This window comes from Stenotrophomonas maltophilia (assembly GCF_023518235.1).
Lineage (GTDB): Bacteria > Pseudomonadota > Gammaproteobacteria > Xanthomonadales > Xanthomonadaceae > Stenotrophomonas.
On sequence record NZ_CP090423.1, the window covers coordinates 1,401,696 to 1,419,836 of the forward strand.

The window sequence follows — 18,141 nt, forward strand, 5'->3', positions numbered from 1 at the left end:
AGAAGCGGTTCACGCTTGCTGAAGAGTTCAGTTTGCGGTCACGCCCGGGCCGTCGCAGCGTCGGGGCAGTCGCGCCTCGAACACCACCTGCCCGGCCTCGTTGCTGGCCTGGATGCGCCCGCCGTGGGCACGTACGAACTGATCGACGATGTACAGGCCCAGGCCCAACCCGTTGCTGGGATGGAAGCTGGCCTTGAACGGTTCGAACAGGCGCGGCAGCAGGGCTTCATCGATGTGCCCGGCATTGCTCACCCGCAGCAGCACGTTGCGCGCATCGCGGCCATCCACCTCCACCCTCGCCTCGTTGCCATGAGTCAGCGCATTGCCGATCAGGTTGGCCGCGACCTGGCCGAGGCGATCGAAATCGCCCTGCAGCGCGGTGTCACCGTGCATGTCCAGGCTGATCCGCGAGTGGCCATGCGCGCTGCCGGCTTCGGCCACCACCGCACGCGCCACATCGCCCAGATCGCAGCTGCTCGCCTGCAGGCGCAGGCCGCCGCTGCGGATCCGCGAGAAGTCCAGCAGCTGCTCCACCATCCGCGCCATGCGCAGCGTACTGGCCTCCAGGTGGGCCAGCGTCTGGCGGGCGCCGATGTTGTCGGCAGGCAGGTCCAGCGCCAGCTTGTCGGCGCACAACAGGATCGCCGACAACGGCGTGCGCAGGTCGTGGGTCAGCACCGCCGCCATGGTCTCGTTGAGCTTGAGGGCGCGCTCCAATGCCTCGTTGCGCGCCTTCAGCAGCTGCCGCTGCTGGTACAGCTCGATGAAGACATTGACCTTGCTCAGGATCACCTGCGGCGCCACCGGCTTGTGCAGGAAATCCACCGCGCCGGTCTCATAGCCCTTGAAGGCGCGCACCGGGTCATCCGGCGAGGCGGTCAGGAAGATGATCGGGATGGTGCGGCTGCGGTGCGAACCCCGCATCAGTTCGGCCAGGGTGAAGCCGTCGATCTCCGGCATGTGCACGTCCAGCAACGCCAACGCCACCTCATGTTCCAGCAGAAGCTCCAGCGCCTGTGCGCCCGAGCCGGCCAGCAGCAGATTCACGCCCTCGCGCTGCAGCAGCGCCTGCATGGCTACCAGGTTCTGCGGCACGTCATCGACGATCAGCAGGTTGACCGGGGTCTGCGATTGCGCAGGGTCCGGTGGCAGCAGGTTCATGCGGAGAACTCCTTCAGGCGACGGCACATCAGTTCAAGGGGCAGCACGGCATCGGCGCCAGCGTGCTGCAGGGCGGAGGCCGGCATCATCGATGCCTCGGCCTCCTCGGGACATTGCAGCCAGGCGTGGCCACCAGCAGCGCGAACCGCAGCCACCCCTTCGCTGCCGTCGCTGCTGGCCCCGGTCAGCAACAGGGCCAGTACCTGCGGGCCAAACACCGCAGCAGCCGATTCGAACAACGGGTCGATGGCCGGGCGCGAATACAGCACCGGCGCGTCAACCGACAGCGCTACCGAGGCCGCGTCTTCCACCAGCAGATGATAGTCCGGCGGGGCGAAGGTGACGGTTCCCGGCTGCAGCGGCTGCTTGTCCTCCGCCTCGCGCACCGGCAGCGCACAGCAGGGCGTCAGCACTTCGGCAATGCGGCTGGTGCGATCGCGTGGCAGATGCAGCACCGCCAGCACCGGCGCGGGAAACGTTGCGGGCAGCGCACCGAGCACCGATTGCAGGGCAGCAACCCCGCCTGCGGATGCGCCGATCACCAGCAACCCAGGCCGCGTGCTCATGGCCATCACGCAACCTTCCGGTACAGGCGATGTTCGCGCGAACAGACCTCGAAGGCATCATGGTGACGCCCGAACTGCAGCGACTCCTTGCTGCCCAGGCCGAGGAAGCCACGATGCACCAGCGCCTCGCGGAACAGGCCTACGGCGCGGTCCTGCAGATCGCGGTTGAAATAGATCAGCACATTGCGGCACGACACCAGGTGCACTTCGGAGAACACGGTATCGGTGGCCAGGCTGTGATCGGCGAACACTACGTTGCGGCGCAGCTGGCGGTCGAACACGGCGCCGTCGTACGCGGTGGCGTAGTAGTCCGACAACGACGCGGTGCCACCGGCGGCCAGGTAGTTGCGGCTGAACTGGGCCATCCGGTCGATGCCATAGGCGCCGGCCTCGGCCGTGGCCAGCGCCGACGGGTTGATGTCGGTGGCGTAGACAATGCTGCGCTCGAGCAGGCCTTCCTCGTGCAACAGGATCGCCAGCGACCAGACCTCCTCACCCGTGCTGCAACCGGCTACCCACAACTTCACCGAGGGATAGGTGCGCAGCACCGGCACCACCTGCTCGCGCAATTCGCGGAAGTAGGCCGGATCTCGGAACATCTCCGACACCTGCACGGTGAAGAACTGCATCGCCTGGGCGAACAGCTCCGGCTCGTGCAGCAGGCGATGCTGCAGGTCGGCCAGGCGTTCGCACTCGTAGCGCTGCATGGCCTGGCGCATGCGCCGCCGCAGCGATGACACCGCGTAGCTGCGGAAGTCGTAGTGGTAGCGCTGGTAGATCGCCTCCAGCAGGACCTTCAGTTCCAGGTCGAACAGCGCCTGATCGTTCATTGCCGCGAGCACCAGACCCGGCACAGCGAAACCAGCTTGTCCACGTCGATTGGTTTGGCGATGTAATCGTTGGCGCCGGCCTGCAGGCAGCGTTCGCGATCGTCCGGCATGGCCTTGGCGGTCAGCGCGATGATCGGCAGGTCCTGCAGATGGCGCTGCGCGCGGATCTCTCGCATCGCGGCCAGCCCGTCCTTCTCCGGCATCATGATGTCCATCAGCACCAGGTCGACCTCACGCTCGGCCAGGCGATCCACCGCCTCCTGGCCATTGCGGGCGATTTCCAGAGTCACCCCCAGCGGTTCAAGCACGCTGGACAGCGCGAAAATGTTGCGCACATCGTCTTCGGCCAGCAGCACGGTACGGCCATCAAGCACGGTGTCGCGACGGCGGGCCTCGCGCAGCAGGCGCTGCTGGTCGGTGGGCAGGCTGGCTTCCACGCTGTGCAGGAACAGGGTGACCTCGTCCAGCAGGCGCTCGGGCGAACGTGCGCCCTTGATGATGATGCTCTTCGAGTAGCGGCGCAGACGCTGTTCTTCCTCGCGGCTGAGCGCGCGGCCGGTGTAGACGATTACCGGCGGGAAGCCGACATCGTCGTTGCCGGCCATGTGCTCGAGCAGGTCGTAGCCGCTGCCGTCGGGCAGCGACAGGTCCATCACCATGCAGTCGAAGGTGACCGTGCTGAGCTGCTCCAGCGCACCGGCCAGGGTGCCCACCGCGACAATCTGCAACTGCTCGCGACCCAGCAGCAGTTCCAGGTTGTGGCGCAGCTCGTTGTCGTCCTCGACGATCAGCAGGCGCCGCACGTCACGCTGACTGGTCTGCTCCAGCTGCTCGATGGCCGACACAAGGCGTTCGCGCGTGGTCGGCTTGATCGCGAAACCAATCGCACCGAGTTCGCGCGCGACCTGGCTGCGGTCCATCGCCGAGACCACGTGCACCGGGATGTGGCGGGTATCGGGGTTGCGCTTCAGGCGTTCCAGCACGCTCAGGCCGGACACGTCCGGCAGACCGATATCAAGCAGAATGCCGTTCGGTCGCAGTTCACTGGCCAGGGCCAGGGCCTCTTCGGCTGTTCCGGCCACCACGCAGTCGAAGTCCAGCTCGTGGGCCAGTGCCACCAGGGCTTCGGCAAACGTCGCGTCGTCCTCCACCGCCAGGATCAGGCGGCCTGCACGCTGGCGGCGGCCGCGGTCATCGGCCACGCTGGCCGCGCCAGGCGCAGGTGATGGCGCAACCACAGGCGCGGTCGTGCTGCGTGCATCGACCACCGCTACCGCAGGCTGGGGCAACGCAGATGCGGCAACGGGGGTGTCACCGGGCACAGACACCGGAGCGCCCTGCAACGGCAGTTCCAGAATGAAGCAGCTGCCTCGACCCGGTTCGCTGTCGACCTGGATGCTGCCGCCCATGCGCTCGGCCAGGTCCCGCGATATCGACAGGCCCAGGCCTGTGCCGCCATAGCGGCGACGGGTGCTGCCATCGGCCTGGCGGAACGCTTCGAAGATGACCTGCAGCTGTTCGCGCGCGATGCCGATGCCACTGTCGCTGACCTCGAAGCGGATGCGACCGTTGCCACCGGCACGCACATGCAGGCTGACCCTGCCGTGCTCGGTGAACTTCAGTGCATTGGCCAGCAGATTCTTCAGGATCTGCTGCAGGCGCTGGCTGTCGGCCATCAGCTGGCTCGGTGCCAGCGCGTCGGCCTCGATCTGCAGGGCCAGGCCCTTCTGCCGCGCCATCGGCTCGAACGTCTCGCGCAGGCGCTGCAGCACGCTGTCCACCACCACCACCTCATCGGCCAGCTCGACATGGCCGGCCTCGATGCGGGACAGGTCGAGGATGTCGTTGATCAGGGCCAGCAGGTCGTTGTTGGACGACAGGATCGCGCGGGCGTACTTCACCTGCTCCTCGGTGAGCGTGCCGTCCTTGTTGTCGGCCAGCAGCTTGGCCAGGATCAGCGAGCTGTTCAGCGGCGTGCGCAGCTCGTGCGACATGTTGGCCAGGAATTCGGACTTGTAGCGCGACGTAGCCGCCAGCTCGTTGCTGTTGCGCACCAGCTGTGACTGTGCAACCAGCAGCGCCTGCTTCTGCGCTTCCAGCTCGTGGGTGCGCTCTTCCAGCTGCACGTTGCTCTGTTCCAGCTCGGCCTGCTGCTCTTCCAGATGGCTCTGCGACTGCTGCAGGCTGCGGCTCTGCTCTTCCAGCTCTTCGTTGGCCACCCGCAGCTCTTCCTGCTGCGCCTGCAGTTCCTCGCCCTGGCGCTGTGATTCTTCCAGCAGCACGACCAGCTGTGCGCGCAGCAGCGAAGCGCGCAGGGCCATGCCGATCGTCTCGCCACAACGCGCCAGCAGCTCGCGATCCAGATCGCGCTGCCCGCCCATCCGGGCGCGTCCCAGCTCGATGATGCCGACCACGCTGCCATCACTGCTGATCGGCGCCAGGATGCGCTCGCGCACCGGCAGGCGCCCCAGGCTGGTCTGCAGTTCAAGTAGGGCGTCGTCGCCACCCAGCAGGTGACGGATGCGCTCGTCCCGCGCCACCTGCCCGGCCACGCCCTCCTGCAATGCCAGCGACGCAGGCATGCCGGACGGCAGCGCCAGGCCACCGGTCAGCTGCAACCTCCCTCCATCCAGCCGGTATACGGCACCGACCTCGGCCTCCAGCTGCGCGCCCAGGCTGGTGGCTGCCGCCTCGGCGATCTGCTCCGGACCGAGGTCGCCGCGCAGGCTCATTGCCACCGCGTTCTCGGCCTCCTGCAGCCACAGTGCCCGCATTGCCTCCCGCCGCGCCTGGATGGCCCGCGAGACGATCAGCGCGATCATCAGGAACGCACAGCCGCCGATGCTGCGGTTGACGAACGAGAACGCCGAATTGGAACTGGCGGGCGCGATGTTGAATCCTATGACCAGCAGGACACAGGCGACCGCAGCCACGATGAACGGGGCGCGCGCACTGCGCTGGAACACCGTGACGCCCACGGCCAGGAAATAGGCCAGCCACACGGCATAGCCAAGCGGGACCACGAGTTCCAACGCGATGGTCGCGGCCAACAGCACAGCGGAGGCCATCCAGATCCAGCGGTCACGCGTAGTCGCACCAGGACGCATGCAGGTCGGTTCCAGAAGACAAAGGGTGGGAGATGGTACTCCGTGTCGCATTCAGCCGCACAGGACCATTGGCACGTGCCAGACCTCCACACACCCTTCACACTGCACTGCCTAGCTTCACGTCCCTCCCTGGGGTAATGCTCATTTCCACGTGGACGCAGCCGCTTCTACGACGTCCGTGCTGACGGACCCTTCCCGCCAATTGCGACTGCTGATCGACAGCGTGCGCGACCATGCGCTGTACCTGCTTGATCCCGAAGGCATCGTGTGCAGCTGGAACCCGGGCGCAGAGCGCATCAAGGGCTATTCAGCCGCTGAAGTGGTTGGAACGCACTTCGGACGCTTCTATCTGGCCACCGACCGCGAGGCCGGCGAGCCGCAACGCCTGCTTCGCGTCGCCGCGCAGCAGGGCCATGTCGCCAGCGAAGGCTGGCGGGTACGCCGTGATGGGTCTTCGTTCCGCGCCAGCGTGGTCATCGAGCCGGTGGTCGAAGCCGGCGAACTGCTCGGCTTCGTCAAGATCACCCGCGACATCACCGAGCAGTGGCAGGCACAACGGCTGCTGCGCGATGCCCAGCGTGCGCTGCGCAACACCCAGCAGTTCGAGACGGTGGGCCGGCTCAGCCGGGGGCTGTCGCACGAGTTCAACAACCTGCTGACCACCATCGGCAATGCGCTGGATCTGCTGGCCATGCGCGTAGGCAGCGACGACAGGCGCGCGGTCGAACTGCTGGATGCGGCCCAGGCCGCCACCGACCGCGGCGCGCTGCTGACCCGCCAGCTGCTGGCCTTCAGCACCGGGCAGACCCTGATCCGCGAGCCACTGGACATCAACGCACAGCTGCAGCACTGGCTGCCGGACCTGCAGCGCGCCTGCCCGCCCACGGTGGTGCTGGACCTGCGGCTGACGCCCGGCCTGCCCGCGGTGAGCACCGACGCGATGCAGCTGCAGACCGCGCTGAGCAATCTGGTGGCCAATGCCGTGGAAGCTACCCTCGATGGCGGCCGCGTCCTGGTGGCCACCGCACTGGAGCATCGGCTCGACCCGGATGCGGACAGCACGTTGCAACGTGGCTATGTCACCCTCAGCGTCTGTGACGAGGGCCATGGCATGGCTGCCGACATCGCCGAGCGCGCAACCGAACCCTTCTTCACCACCAAGGACATCGGCAAGGGCAGCGGTCTGGGCCTGAGCCAGGTGTTCGGATTCACCACCCAGAGCGGCGGCTTCGTCGACGTGTCCACCACGCCCGGTGTCGGCACCACGGTCAGCCTGCTGCTCCCTGCAATAGAGGACCCTGCCGATGACCGATGACCCGATCCGCGTACTGATGGTGGAGGACCAGACCGATCTGCGCGAGATGATCGGCCTGGCCCTGCGCGACTTCGGCATCGACGTGTCCACGACCGCCGATGCCCAAGAAGCGGCCGCGCTGCTGAAGGGCGAAGCGCGTTTCGATGTGGTGTTCAGTGACATCAGCATGCCCAACGGCATGTCCGGCATCGAGCTGAGTGAACACGTCGCCCGCGAACAGCCACAGGCGCGGATGATCCTGTCGTCCGGCTATGCGCGTTCGCAGCTGCCCCCGCTGCCCGAGCAGGTGGAATTCCTGCCCAAGCCCTACCGCCTGCGCCAGTTGGTGCAGCTGCTGAAGCAGGAGTGAGTAGTCGCCGGGCATGGCCCGGCGCTACCAGCCCCTCTCCGCCGGGCATGGCCCGGCGTATCCGCTCCTGTAGCGCCGAGCCCACGCTCGGCTGCCCTCATCAATAGCGCCCCACCAGGTTCAGGTACCACCCGCGGTGGGTGTAGTCGAACCGGGTCAGGTCATCGCTGAAGTCGGTGAAGTTGTAGCCCACACCGACGCGGAAGTTGCGCCCGATATCGCGATCGACACCGGCCAGCCAGCCCTGCCGGCGACCGCCATCGCGCACGTCCAGCAGGCGATACTCCAGCAGGCCATGCCACTGGTAGTACAGGTCGTAGCGCAGCTGGCCCGAAGCAAAGTTGGTGGCCGAATCGAACCACGGCCCGGTGCCGCGCCCATAGCGCACCTCGCCCTCGCGGCGCGCCGCCTTGGCCGCCACTTCCCAGCGCTGGTCGATGCGGTAGACACCTTCCAGCGACAGCACCTGGGTGCGCTGGTCGTAATCCACACCATTGACCTGACCCATCGTGGACAGGTCATACAGGTAGCTGTAGCGGCCGAACAGCGCCCAGCGGTCGTTGTCCCAAGGGCGGTAGGCGAAGCCCAGGTTGCCTTCGATGAAGCGCGCGCCTGCCACCGGGTTGATCGCATCATCGGTGTCGGCGTAGTTGAAGCGCGCCGCGATCCGCCAGCTGTCGTTGAGACGATGGCTCAGGCGGTTGGTGCTGACCCATTGCGTGCGTCGCTCGGCACCGGTATCGCGGCGCCATTCCAGCTTGCTCTGCCATTCGGTGCCGGGCGAGGTCCGCCCGCCTGACAGGCTCACCGCCTTGCGGTCCACCTGGCCACTGCTGGAATCGAGCTTGCCGTCGCTGAGAGTGAAGCCGGCATTCCACCCTACCGCCGGGTAGAAATCCATGCCGAAAGTATGCGCCAGCCCGGAGTCCTGCCCGGATTTGAGGAACTGGCTTTCATTGAACACATTGACCTGGTCGGACAGGCGCCAGCGCTGGCCCAGCGTCCAGCCATCCTGCGCGTTCGGGCTGAACAACGGGTCGTACTCGCTGCGATCAGTGGACTGGGTAAAGGCGCCATAGAAGCTGTGCTGCGGGGTCAGCCGGTACTCGGCGTTGACCTGCGCGGCGGTGCCACGGTCGCCATCGCTCACCTCGGCACCAACGGTGGACAGGTTGGCGAAGGTCCAGGTACCACCGGCCACCACCGCATCGTTGTCGGCGTAGCGGCCATGGTCATCATCCACGGTCAGCTGGCCGCCTCCGTACACATCCAGCGAGGTGCCGATGCGGTGCGTATAGCGGGCGGCGGCCAGCACACCGGCTACGTTGCCGCCGGTACCACGGTCTTCCTGCACGCGACGCAGCTCGGCCGACAGGCGATCGTTCTCGCCGATCCGCCACTCGGCGGTGGCCTGTGCCTGGATCAGCGACTCGCTGCCACGGCGCGCCTCGCTGTAGCGGGCGTACAGGCTGAAGTCGTCGGTCACGTAACCCAGCAGCTCGGCACCCTGTTCGCGCACGCGCTGGCCGGTATCGAAGCGCCCCACCGAGTAGCCGCCGTCGACCTGGCGCCACCAGGCCCCGGCACTCCAGTCGCGCCGGGTCCAGCCAAGCTCGCGCAGGTTGATGCGCGCTTCCACAGCTGTCGCCTCGCCTTCGCGCGGCCCTTCCGGATTGAGGCGGCTGAAGCTCAGGCCGCCGTTGTCGGAGAAGAACACCGGCGCACTGGTGGCTTCGCTGCGGCTGTGTTCCACCTTCAGGTAGGTGCCACGGCCGGCCTGCAGGGTCAGGTCCGCGCCCTTCAGCGAATAGTCCTGACCGGCGCGCTGCTCGTCCACGTAGGTAGCGCCGAGGGCCACGTGATCGCCGAACCAGTGCTTGCCGCGCACGCCGGCGGTGATGTCGTCGCTGTCGAAGCCGGTCGGCACCCACTCGTAGTCCACGATCAAGCGCTGCTCATAGCCGTCCAGCGGCACGTCGCGGCTGATCCGGCGCAGGTTCTCGCGACTGACCTGGGCCAGCGGCCGGGTCAACAGGATGCGGCCCTGCAGGGCGTCGATCTCGTAGTCGGCGCCACGCACCATCGGCACGCGCTGCTCCACGCGGCCGGTGGTGCGGTCACGGATTTCCAGCACCACCTGGTCCGAGCCACTGAGAATGCTGGCGTGGCGCAGGTAGTACAGGCTGCCGCCGGTACCGATGAACTCGCTGTGGCCCGGCGCCGTCTCGGCCTGCGAGCCGAACAGGCGCAGCTCGCTGCGCGCATCGCCCCAGGCGTTGGCACCACGCGAACGCCACGACAGTGCCGCACCGTACAGCGAACGCACGTACTGCGCGTACTCGGTGCCGGTCAGGCCGGTGTTGTAGTTGCCCCACAGCGCCTGGTTCTTGTCCCAGTCCATGCGCAGGTAGAAGCGGCCCATGCTGTCCACGTCGCGCTGGGTCAGCGAGTCATCGCCATAGGTCGGGTAATACAGGTCCGGGTCCAGGCTGCGGAACAGGTCGCGCGGGTCGGCAGTGGTGAAGCCGGTGAACAGCTCGTCCAGCGGACGGTTCTGGGTGTCGGCCTGCGCGGTCAACAGGTAGCGGCCGCGCGTCTTGGCCTTCAGGTAGAACGCCAGGCGGCCATCGCTGAGCACATCGTCATTGCGCTCGCCACGGGCCAGGTCCTGCCCTGCCCCGCTGGCCTTGTTCTGGTACACGGTGATGTCGGCCAGGCCGACACCGAACAGGTACTGGCCACTGACATCAACCTCCAGCGTACGCGCGATGGCCGGGGCATCCGGCCGCTCCACACGCACGTCGAAGGCGTGGTGGCCGATCGGCATCAGGTACTCGGCGGCGAACTTGCGGTCCTGGTCCAGTGGGTAGCTGTCGCCGTTGATCTTCAGTGCGGCACCCAGCGGAAGGTCGCGGCCACGCAGGCGGACCCGCGAGCCGTACACCGGAATGTTCTGCTGGCGCAGGCCATTGCCGTCGAACACCTGCTGCAGCAACGACAGCGACGCGGCCTGGCTGGCGTCCACCGAGGTGCCGCGACGGTCTTCCAGCGCGTCACGCAACTGCTGGTTGCCACGCTCGAACTCCGCCGGCGTCACCAGCTGCATCGACTGCGCGGTGGTTTCATCCACGTTGCCATCAGCGTCGAAGGCGCGCAGCACATAGACCAGGCGATCGCCCCGGCGCAGCGGCGTAGACGCTGGCATCGTCCCGTCCCAGTATCCCTGCGACACCGCCGCCACCGGCAGCTCGAAGGTCGCCAGTGCTGCCACACGATCCGTGTCGCTGCCGCGGTAGACGCTGACTTCCAGGCGCTGGATGAAGGCGGTGTAGTTGCCGCGCACGTAGAACTCGACCGGCCGCACGATGCGGCCTTCATCGAAGGCGACCATGCCCGGCGCCGACACCGACAGCTCGGGCTGGCCCATCGCCGGATCCTCGGTGGCCCAGATCGCGCCACCTTCCGGCAGGCGGATCATGAACTCACCGCGCACGGTGGCCTTGCCCGGCTCATCGATGGCCAAGCTGACCCGGCGATCCGGCTGCAGTGCCTGCGAGCCGGAACGCGCCGAGGTGCCCTCGGTGACCGGTTCGTCATAGCTGCGCGAGCGCAGGCTGAACAACAGCTCGCCCTCGGCGTTGCACTGGGTGCCGTCACAACGAATCGGCGTCGGTTCGGCAGCCGGCGGGGCCGCCTGGGCCGTTGCGGCCAGGCCCAGTAACAGCGCCTGGTACAGGGCGGCGCGCGGCAGGCGGGCCGCACGGCGGGCGGCAGAGTGATGCGCGCTCATCGGCGGGCCTCCTGTTGGCGGGCGGCCGCGCGGGTGGCGGCGCTCTCCTCGTTGCGTACGCGCAGGCGTTGCTGCACGGCGGGACTGAGCTGGCTGCGCAGCGCCTCGAACACGGCGTTGGCACGACGCAGGCCCAGCGCCTGGTTGTAGGCGTGGCTGCCGCGCACATCGGTGTGACCGACCAGGCTGACCTGGCCACCGCCCAGCGCCTCCAGGCGTGCGGCGATGGCGGCCAGCAATGGCTTGAACTCCTCACGCACGGTGGCCTTGTCGGTGTCGAACAGCACGTTGCCGAGCAGTGCGCCACCGGCATCCACGCCGGCCAGCAGCGAGTGCGGATCCCGCACGTCGGTGCGCAGCTGCACGGTCAGGCCGGCGCGTGCGCTCTCGGCCACCTCGTCCTGCAGCGCATCGCGTACCGCTACGGCGCGGGCAAAGGCCAGTGCCTGGCTCTCGCCATTGGCAGCGATCACCACATCGCCGCCCTGGTAGCGGTCCACCACCTCGGCCATCTTCTTCAGCACCGGGCGATAGCTGGACTGCAGCTCGCTGCTGCCCGGTGCGAACAGCACCTCGCCCAGCGCAATCTCCATGCGCTCGGCGCCGGCCTGCGGCGACGGCGGCAGGCGCACGCCGAAGCTGAAGCGGGTCGGCACGCCCTGCGTCACCCGACGCAGCAGCGGGTTTTCGGTGGTCAGCTCGGCACCGCCCGGCAACGTCGCCGGATCCAGCTTGATGATGAAGTTGCGGCCCAGGCGCGCGTCACCTCCGTGTACATCGGCCAGGTGATAGCGGCCGAACGGATCGGTCTCCACCAGCAGGCCTTCCACCGTAGCCAGGCGCACGCCGGGGATGCCCTGCTCCTGGATACCGTCGTTGCCGATCACATAGGCCACCTCGTAGCCCTCGGCGACGCGGGCGATCTCGCGGCGCACGCTCGGTTCGGCTGCGGTCAGGCCCTTGCCGGCCTCGCCACTGCGCTCCACACGCGTGACGCCCTGTGCATCCATCCGCAGGCGATGGCCCTGTGCGCTTTCCAGCACGAAGTCATCGGTAAACGTCAGCTCGCGCAAACGCTGGCGCAGCACTACCTGATGCATTTCGGCCGTGTCGGAGGTCGACGCGCGGCCATGCACCACGCCGATCTGCACGCCATGCAGCAACGGCGCACTGGCGTCGGCCACCGGCTGCGGACCTTCGCCGCGATCCAGCGTGGTCGAGCCCGGCACATAGGCCGACGCGGCGAAGCCACCCTGCACGCGCACCCCGGTCAGCTCGGCGCTGTCCTGCCAGCCGTCGCCGTCGCGATCATCGAACACGGTGCCGAACACCAGGCTGTCTTCCAGCAACGGATCGGCGTCCATCGCCACTTCGGCGGTGGCCACGTTCGACACGGGGCTTCCATCTTCCGCCGTCGCCACGGCCTGGTTCACATGGGTACCGGCACGCACGCCAGCGCCCACCCGCAGCAGGTAGGTGATGGTCGCGCTGCGGCCCACAGCAATATCCACCGCGCCGATGCGCAACGGCGACTGGCTGCTGGCCAGGGCGAACGCCCCGTCATCGTCGGCCACCCGCATCGAGCCATCCACGTAGCTGAAGCCCGGCGGCGGCGTGTCCACCACCACGCCATCGCGCCAGTGGCTGCCGCCCACGTTCTCCACCACCAGCTGGTAGCGCACTAGGTCGCCCACCTTCACCCGGCGTGGGCTGGCCGTCTTGGTGATGCGCAGCGCAAAGTCGGACACCACCTTGTGGCGCGTCTCGCAGGTGGTGCATTCCGGCGGCGGCGAGCCGTCCGGATACTGGCCCCGCAGCCGGTTCAGCACTTCGGTGCGGGCTTCCTGGTTGACGATGGCCTGATAGACGTATTCGTAGCGACCCACCGGGGTTCCGCTGGGCACGGTGCAGACGATGTCCGCGCCCTGCTGTGCACAGCCCGCCGGCAGGCTCTCGATGCTCAGGCCTGCGTCCGGGGTATCCACCAGCTGCAGCGGCTGGCGCAGCGCTGCCCGCTCGACGGTGGCCACCAGCGTGTAGCGCAGGCGATCGCCCGGCCGTACTTCGGCACCGCTGGCCGGACCGGACAGCTTCTCCAGCACGACACGCGGGTCGGCCAGTGCGTGCTCGGTGCTGCAGTCGCCGCTGCAGGTCGGCGTGTCACCGCCACTGCCCAGCACCGCATTGCGGACACTGCCGCTGGCCTGCGCATTGACCACCGCGCGATACCCCAGCGTGTAGGTGCCCGGGGCCGTTGCGGCCGGCAGCGTGCATACCAGCGGGTTGGCGCCGTTGCAGGTGAACGGACCGGGCTGGGTGACCGCCTGCAGGTCCAGGCCACGGCCGAGCGTATCGGTCAGGGTGACCACATCGGCGGTCTGCGAATTGGCCACGGTCACTTCCACCGTGTAGTCCACCGCATCGCCGATATCGACCGGGGCCACGGTGGCCGACTGCTTGCGGTAGGTCACCACGGCCGCCAGCACCGGCGTGGTGGTGCCGCAGTTGCTGGTGCAGGTGGTGACGCCCGTGCCGCCACCCAGGACCGCATTGCTGACGCTGCCCTTGGCCTGGGCGTTCACCGTGGCGGTGTAGTTCACCGTGTAGGTGCCCGGCACGGTGCCGGCCGGCAGCGTGCACACCAGCGGGTTGGCCGCATTGCAGCTGAAGCCCTGGCTGGCGGTCACCGCACCGAAGTCCAGGCCGGTGCCCATGGTGTCGGTCAGGGTGAACACTGCCGTGGTGCGCGAGTTGCTGACCACTGCGGTGAGCGTGTAGGCGATGCTGTCGCCCACCTTCACCGCACCGGCTGCCGCCGAGGTCTTGCGGTAATCGATGGCGCTGCCGGTCACCGGCGTGGTGGTACCGCAGTTGGCGGTACACGAGGGGTTGTCGCCACCGCTGCCAAGCACGGCGTTGGTGACCTGGCCGGTGGCCTGCGCGTTCACCACGGCGGTGTAGGACAGGCTGTAGCTACCCGGCACGGTCCCGGCCGGCAGGGTGCACACCAGCGGATTGGCGGCATTGCAGGTGTAGGCGCCCGCGCTGGTCACCGCACCGAAGTCCAGGCCGGTGCCCAGGGTATCGGTCAGGGTCACCACGTCGGTAGTGCGCGAGTTGGTCACCACCGTGGTCAGGGTATAGGTCAGCCGATCACCCACGGCGACCGGGCCGGTGCTGTTCACCGACTTGGCATAGCTCACGCCCGGCGTCGCCACCGGCGTGGTGGTATCGCAGTTCACGCTGCACGACGGGTTGTCGGTGCCACTGCCGAGTACGGCGTTGCGCACGCTGCCGCTGGCCTGTGCGTTGACGGTGGCGCCATAGGTGAGGCTGTAGGTGCCCGGCACGGTGCCGGCCGGCAGCGTGCACACCAGTGGATTGGCGGCGTTGCAGGTGAAGTTGCCCGCGCTGCTGACACCAGCGAAGTCCAGGCCACTGCCCAGGGTATCGGTCAGCGTGACCACGGCGCTGGTGCGCGCGCGCGTCACCGTTGCCGTCAGGGTGTAGTCGATGCGGTCACCCACGCGCACCGGGCCGCCGGTGGAGGCCTGTTTGGCGTAGACCACCTGCGCGCTGGCCATCGGCGTGGTGGTATCGCAAGCGCCCACGCAGGACGGGTTGTCGGTGCCGCTGGGCACCACCGCGTTGCGCACTTGGCCGCTGGCCTGCACGTTGACCACGCCGGTGTAGGAGAACGCATAGCTGCCCGGCACGGTACCGGCCGGCAGCGTGCAGACCAGCGGATTGCCCGGCACGCAGCTGAAGCTGCCGGCGCTGGTGATGCTGCCGAAGTCCAGGCCGGTGCCCAGCGTATCGGTCAGCGTGGTCACCGCCGTGGTGCGCGAATCGGCCACCAGCACGGTCACCGTGTAGGCCACGCTGTCACCGATGGCAACCGGACCGGCGGTGCTGCTGGCCTTGGACACCGAGATGCGCGGCACCGCCACCGGCGTGGTGGTGGTGCAGCTGCCGCTGCAGGTGGGCGTATCGGTACCGGTGCCGACCACGGTGTTGACCACCTGCCCGCTGGCCTGCGCATTGACCGTGGCTGTGTAGCCCAGGCTGTAGGTGCCCGGTGCGGTGCCAGCCGGCAGCGTACACACCAGCGGATTGGCGGCATTGCAGGTGAATGCACCGGGGCTGCTGACGCTGGCGAAATCCAGGCCGGTGCCCAGGGTGTCGGTCAGGGTCAGCACATCGCGGGTGTTGCCGTCGGCCACGGTCACATCCACCGTGTAGCTGACCGTCGCCCCCACCGCGACCGGGCCGGCAGTGTTCGAACGCTTGGCGTAGCTCACGCGCGTCACCGGCACGGTAACGTCACTGCGCGTGCAGTGATCGGCATCGGTGCAACCCACACCCGGCGCCGGCGGCGTGCCGTTGTTGAACGGGTCGTGGCCTCCGCCCACGCTGGCATGGTTGGTCAGCGCACCGGTGGCAGCGGCGGTGACGGTCACCGGCAGGGTGAAGGCCGAGCTGGAGCCGGGGCTGCCCGCGGCGGCCAGCACCTGGCTGCTGGTACAGGTCACATCCTGGCCGCTGGCGGTACAACTCCAGCTGCCGCTCACATGGGTGCCCGTCCAGTTCGGCACGATGCCGGCCGGCAGCTGGTCGCGCACCACGATGGCCGCGGCCGGCACATTCGGCGGATTGCCGGTCGGCACATCGGTGGTGTTGCTCACGGTCAGCGTGTAGGTGGTACCGGCCTGGCCATAGTTCCAGACGCCGCCGGTGGCGTTGTTGCCCTTGACCACCTTCAGCGACGGCGCGGTGATGGTGACCCGGTGGTCTTCCACCTCACCATCATCGGCCACACCGGTCGGGTTCTGGATCTGCGTGGCCAGGCTGGCGTAACGCAGGCGCACGTAGCTGGTGCCGGCACTGACCGCCGCCGGCACGGTCCAGCTCAGGTTGGCCTGGCCGCCACTGCACAGCGCGGTGTTGCTGCGCTCGTTGGCGTCGAACTGGCCATTACGGTTGAAGTCGATCCAGCCGGCCACGCTGCCGTTGCCCACGCAGGCCACCGGCTGGTTGATCAGCGTACCGGCCTGCATCACGGTCAGGCGGTAGCTCGTTGGCCACCCGTCTTCCTCGCGGCTGCCGGCCTGTGGCGAGTTGTCGTCGCCCAGTGCATCGGCGCTGTAGCTGCTGCGCTGCTCGGTATCAGGGCCCAGGCTGCCGAGGAAATCGGTCAGCGGCGGCGCCAGGCCGCCGGGTGTGTAGCCGGCGGTGTTGATGTTGAAGTTGCTGGCGCCGGCCGGAATGCCGTCGGAGCGGAACTGCAGATCGTCCACCACGTGCATGGCGTCGCCATAGCTGGCCGGCGCATCGCCAAAGTCGGCATACGGCACCAGCAGGCCGATGGCAATGGCAGTGGTGCCGCCGCCGCGCATCGAGAAGCCCATGTTCACCGCCAGGTTGCCCGGCGCGTGTGCGGCATTGTCGAAACTCAGGAAGGTGACCGCAGCAGTGTTGTCGTCGTTGCCGGGGCCGAAACGGATCACCTGGTTGGCGCCGCTGGTCGACTTGTTCACCAGATAGGGCGTGGCGTTGGCCAGGTTCTTGCGGACCTCGACCACGTTCCAGGTGCCCTGCGCGCTGGCCTCGACGAATTCACCGCTGTTGTTGATCGACTCGGCGTCGGCCATCACCACGCCGCGCAGGCGGTACGGCGCACCACCGAGGGTCGAGGTACAGGTGATGCTGAAGCTGGAGGTGCCACTGGCGCGCGCGATGCCGGCAATCAGCTGGTTGCTGGTACCGGTGCCGCCGATGTTGTACAGATCGTCGAGGCTGTCGCCGCCGAAGTTGCCGGGACGATAGCTGCGCAGCACGTTGGTCTCGGCCGTGTTCAGGCGGCAATCGACGCGCAGGTTCACTCCGGCTGCGACCGGCATGTCGATCGACGAGGTCGCGCCGTCGTTGAGCACGACGTTGTTCACCCCGTTGGCGCCGCCCCCCCAGGTCAGCCACAGCACCGTATTGCGGTAGGGGCTGCTGCCGCCGGTGGCGTAGGCCGCCGCCCAGGCCAGCGAGGGCGCCAGCAGCGACACCAGGGCCAGCAGGCCCGCCACCAGCCAGCGGCTGGGTCGGCCCGACCGGGCATCATTTTCGGGATGAACGCGTTCACCGCCCGCGCTTGCGCGCGACGTCGTCGACTGCCACATGGTTGATTTCCCCGTCGTCGGCCCTTGCCGGGCCGATGGTCAGTGGGCGGCCAGCGACGAATTCCGCGGGACGGCGGCACACCCGATTGCGTGTCCTGCCGGGCTCCATGGCAATCACTTTCGTCCCTGGACCCCGTTGGTCAGGCACCTAATTCTGTGACCAAGATAACACATTACAAACAATTATGTGATGCCCGTCACATTCAAGTTTGCGGACTTTGGCGGCAAGCCCCACGGCCACAGTTATAGCCACCGGGGATGGACCGTCTCGGCACGAATCCGGCACCCCTCCCCCACTTTCCGGCAAAACGCCACGCAGATTCGGCAGCAGCGACAGACCTGGCTGCGGCTCAGGGCTTCATCGCCCCATGCTGGAACGACGCCAGCAACGTGGATGCCGCGGTGGCCGGGGCCAGCCGGCCGCGGGTCAGCGACCAGGTGATGCGGTAGAAGCAGGTCCAGTAGAAGTCGGCCAGCCACACGGCGGAGAAGCCGACGTTGAACACGCCTGCGGTCTGTCCACGCAGGAAAAAAGCTTCGAAACGCTCGCCCAGCGGCGCCCAGCGCGCCGGCAGCAGATGCAGGTCCCCGTGGCGTCAGCGGACTGTTTCCCCAGGTATCGCCGCAGATCGCGCACACAGCGCTTGGCGGTGAGATCGAGACGGAACAGGCGTTATCCAGGAACTGGCGCCGCTATCAGCCCTGTTGACCGCTTCGGCGGTATCCGTGTGATGGCGTGTGCAGGCGCTGATGGACTGTGCAGGGATGACTGCCTGCCACGACCACTGCTGGGACTTCGCGGAGATGACAAGGCGCTTGTGGCGGACGAACTGCAAAGGCTCGGGCCGCGCCA

Annotated in this window: 8 protein-coding genes and 1 pseudogene; 2 read left to right on the top strand and 7 right to left on the bottom strand. The window is 67.8% G+C overall.

Going from position 1 to position 18,141, the window contains the following annotated elements; all coding sequences use genetic code 11:
* Positions 1-27: 27 nt before the first annotated feature.
* The 4 genes from LZ605_RS06555 to LZ605_RS06570 are packed head-to-tail and all read right to left on the bottom strand — an operon-like array spanning position 28 to position 5,664.
* Positions 28-1,161 carry a hybrid sensor histidine kinase/response regulator gene (locus tag LZ605_RS06555; protein WP_249844196.1) on the bottom strand — a complete coding sequence of 378 codons (1,134 nt, stop codon included), beginning with the start codon at positions 1,159-1,161 and terminating at the stop codon, positions 28-30.
* A complete protein-coding gene (locus LZ605_RS06560; RefSeq protein ID WP_249844197.1) occupies positions 1,158-1,733 on the bottom strand; it encodes a chemotaxis protein CheB in 576 nt (191 codons plus the stop codon). The genes LZ605_RS06555 and LZ605_RS06560 overlap by 4 nt, the downstream gene beginning before the upstream one ends.
* Positions 1,733-2,557 (bottom strand): CheR family methyltransferase, encoded by an 825-nt coding sequence (locus LZ605_RS06565; protein WP_249844198.1) that lies wholly within the window; start codon positions 2,555-2,557, stop codon positions 1,733-1,735. The genes LZ605_RS06560 and LZ605_RS06565 overlap by 1 nt, the downstream gene beginning before the upstream one ends.
* Positions 2,554-5,664, bottom strand: coding sequence for a response regulator (locus tag LZ605_RS06570; protein ID WP_249844199.1), 3,111 nt, complete (start codon positions 5,662-5,664; stop codon positions 2,554-2,556). The genes LZ605_RS06565 and LZ605_RS06570 overlap by 4 nt, the downstream gene beginning before the upstream one ends.
* A 151-nt stretch (positions 5,665-5,815) precedes the next feature.
* Here LZ605_RS06570 and LZ605_RS06575 point away from each other — a divergent pair, with 151 nt between their 5' ends.
* Entirely contained in the window at positions 5,816-6,979 is a 1,164-nt protein-coding gene (locus LZ605_RS06575; RefSeq protein ID WP_423172519.1) for a two-component system sensor histidine kinase NtrB, read from the top strand.
* Positions 6,969-7,328 carry a response regulator gene (locus LZ605_RS06580; RefSeq protein WP_249844201.1) on the top strand — a complete coding sequence of 120 codons (360 nt, stop codon included), beginning with the start codon at positions 6,969-6,971 and terminating at the stop codon, positions 7,326-7,328. The genes LZ605_RS06575 and LZ605_RS06580 overlap by 11 nt, the downstream gene beginning before the upstream one ends.
* Before the next feature lie 100 nt (positions 7,329-7,428).
* On the opposite strand, the gene LZ605_RS06585 is transcribed toward LZ605_RS06580, so the two are convergent.
* From LZ605_RS06585 to LZ605_RS06595, 3 genes and pseudogenes are all read right to left on the bottom strand, one after another.
* Positions 7,429-11,118 carry a hypothetical protein gene (locus LZ605_RS06585; RefSeq protein WP_249844202.1) on the bottom strand — a complete coding sequence of 1,230 codons (3,690 nt, stop codon included), beginning with the start codon at positions 11,116-11,118 and terminating at the stop codon, positions 7,429-7,431.
* Positions 11,115-17,195, bottom strand: a complete 6,081-nt coding sequence (locus LZ605_RS06590; protein ID WP_249844203.1) for a CshA/CshB family fibrillar adhesin-related protein — start codon at positions 17,193-17,195, stop codon at positions 11,115-11,117. The genes LZ605_RS06585 and LZ605_RS06590 overlap by 4 nt, the downstream gene beginning before the upstream one ends.
* Positions 17,196-17,638: 443 nt before the next feature.
* A pseudogene (locus LZ605_RS06595) lies at positions 17,639-17,884 on the bottom strand (TetR/AcrR family transcriptional regulator); the annotation flags it as partial.
* Positions 17,885-18,141: the final 257 nt, after the last annotated feature.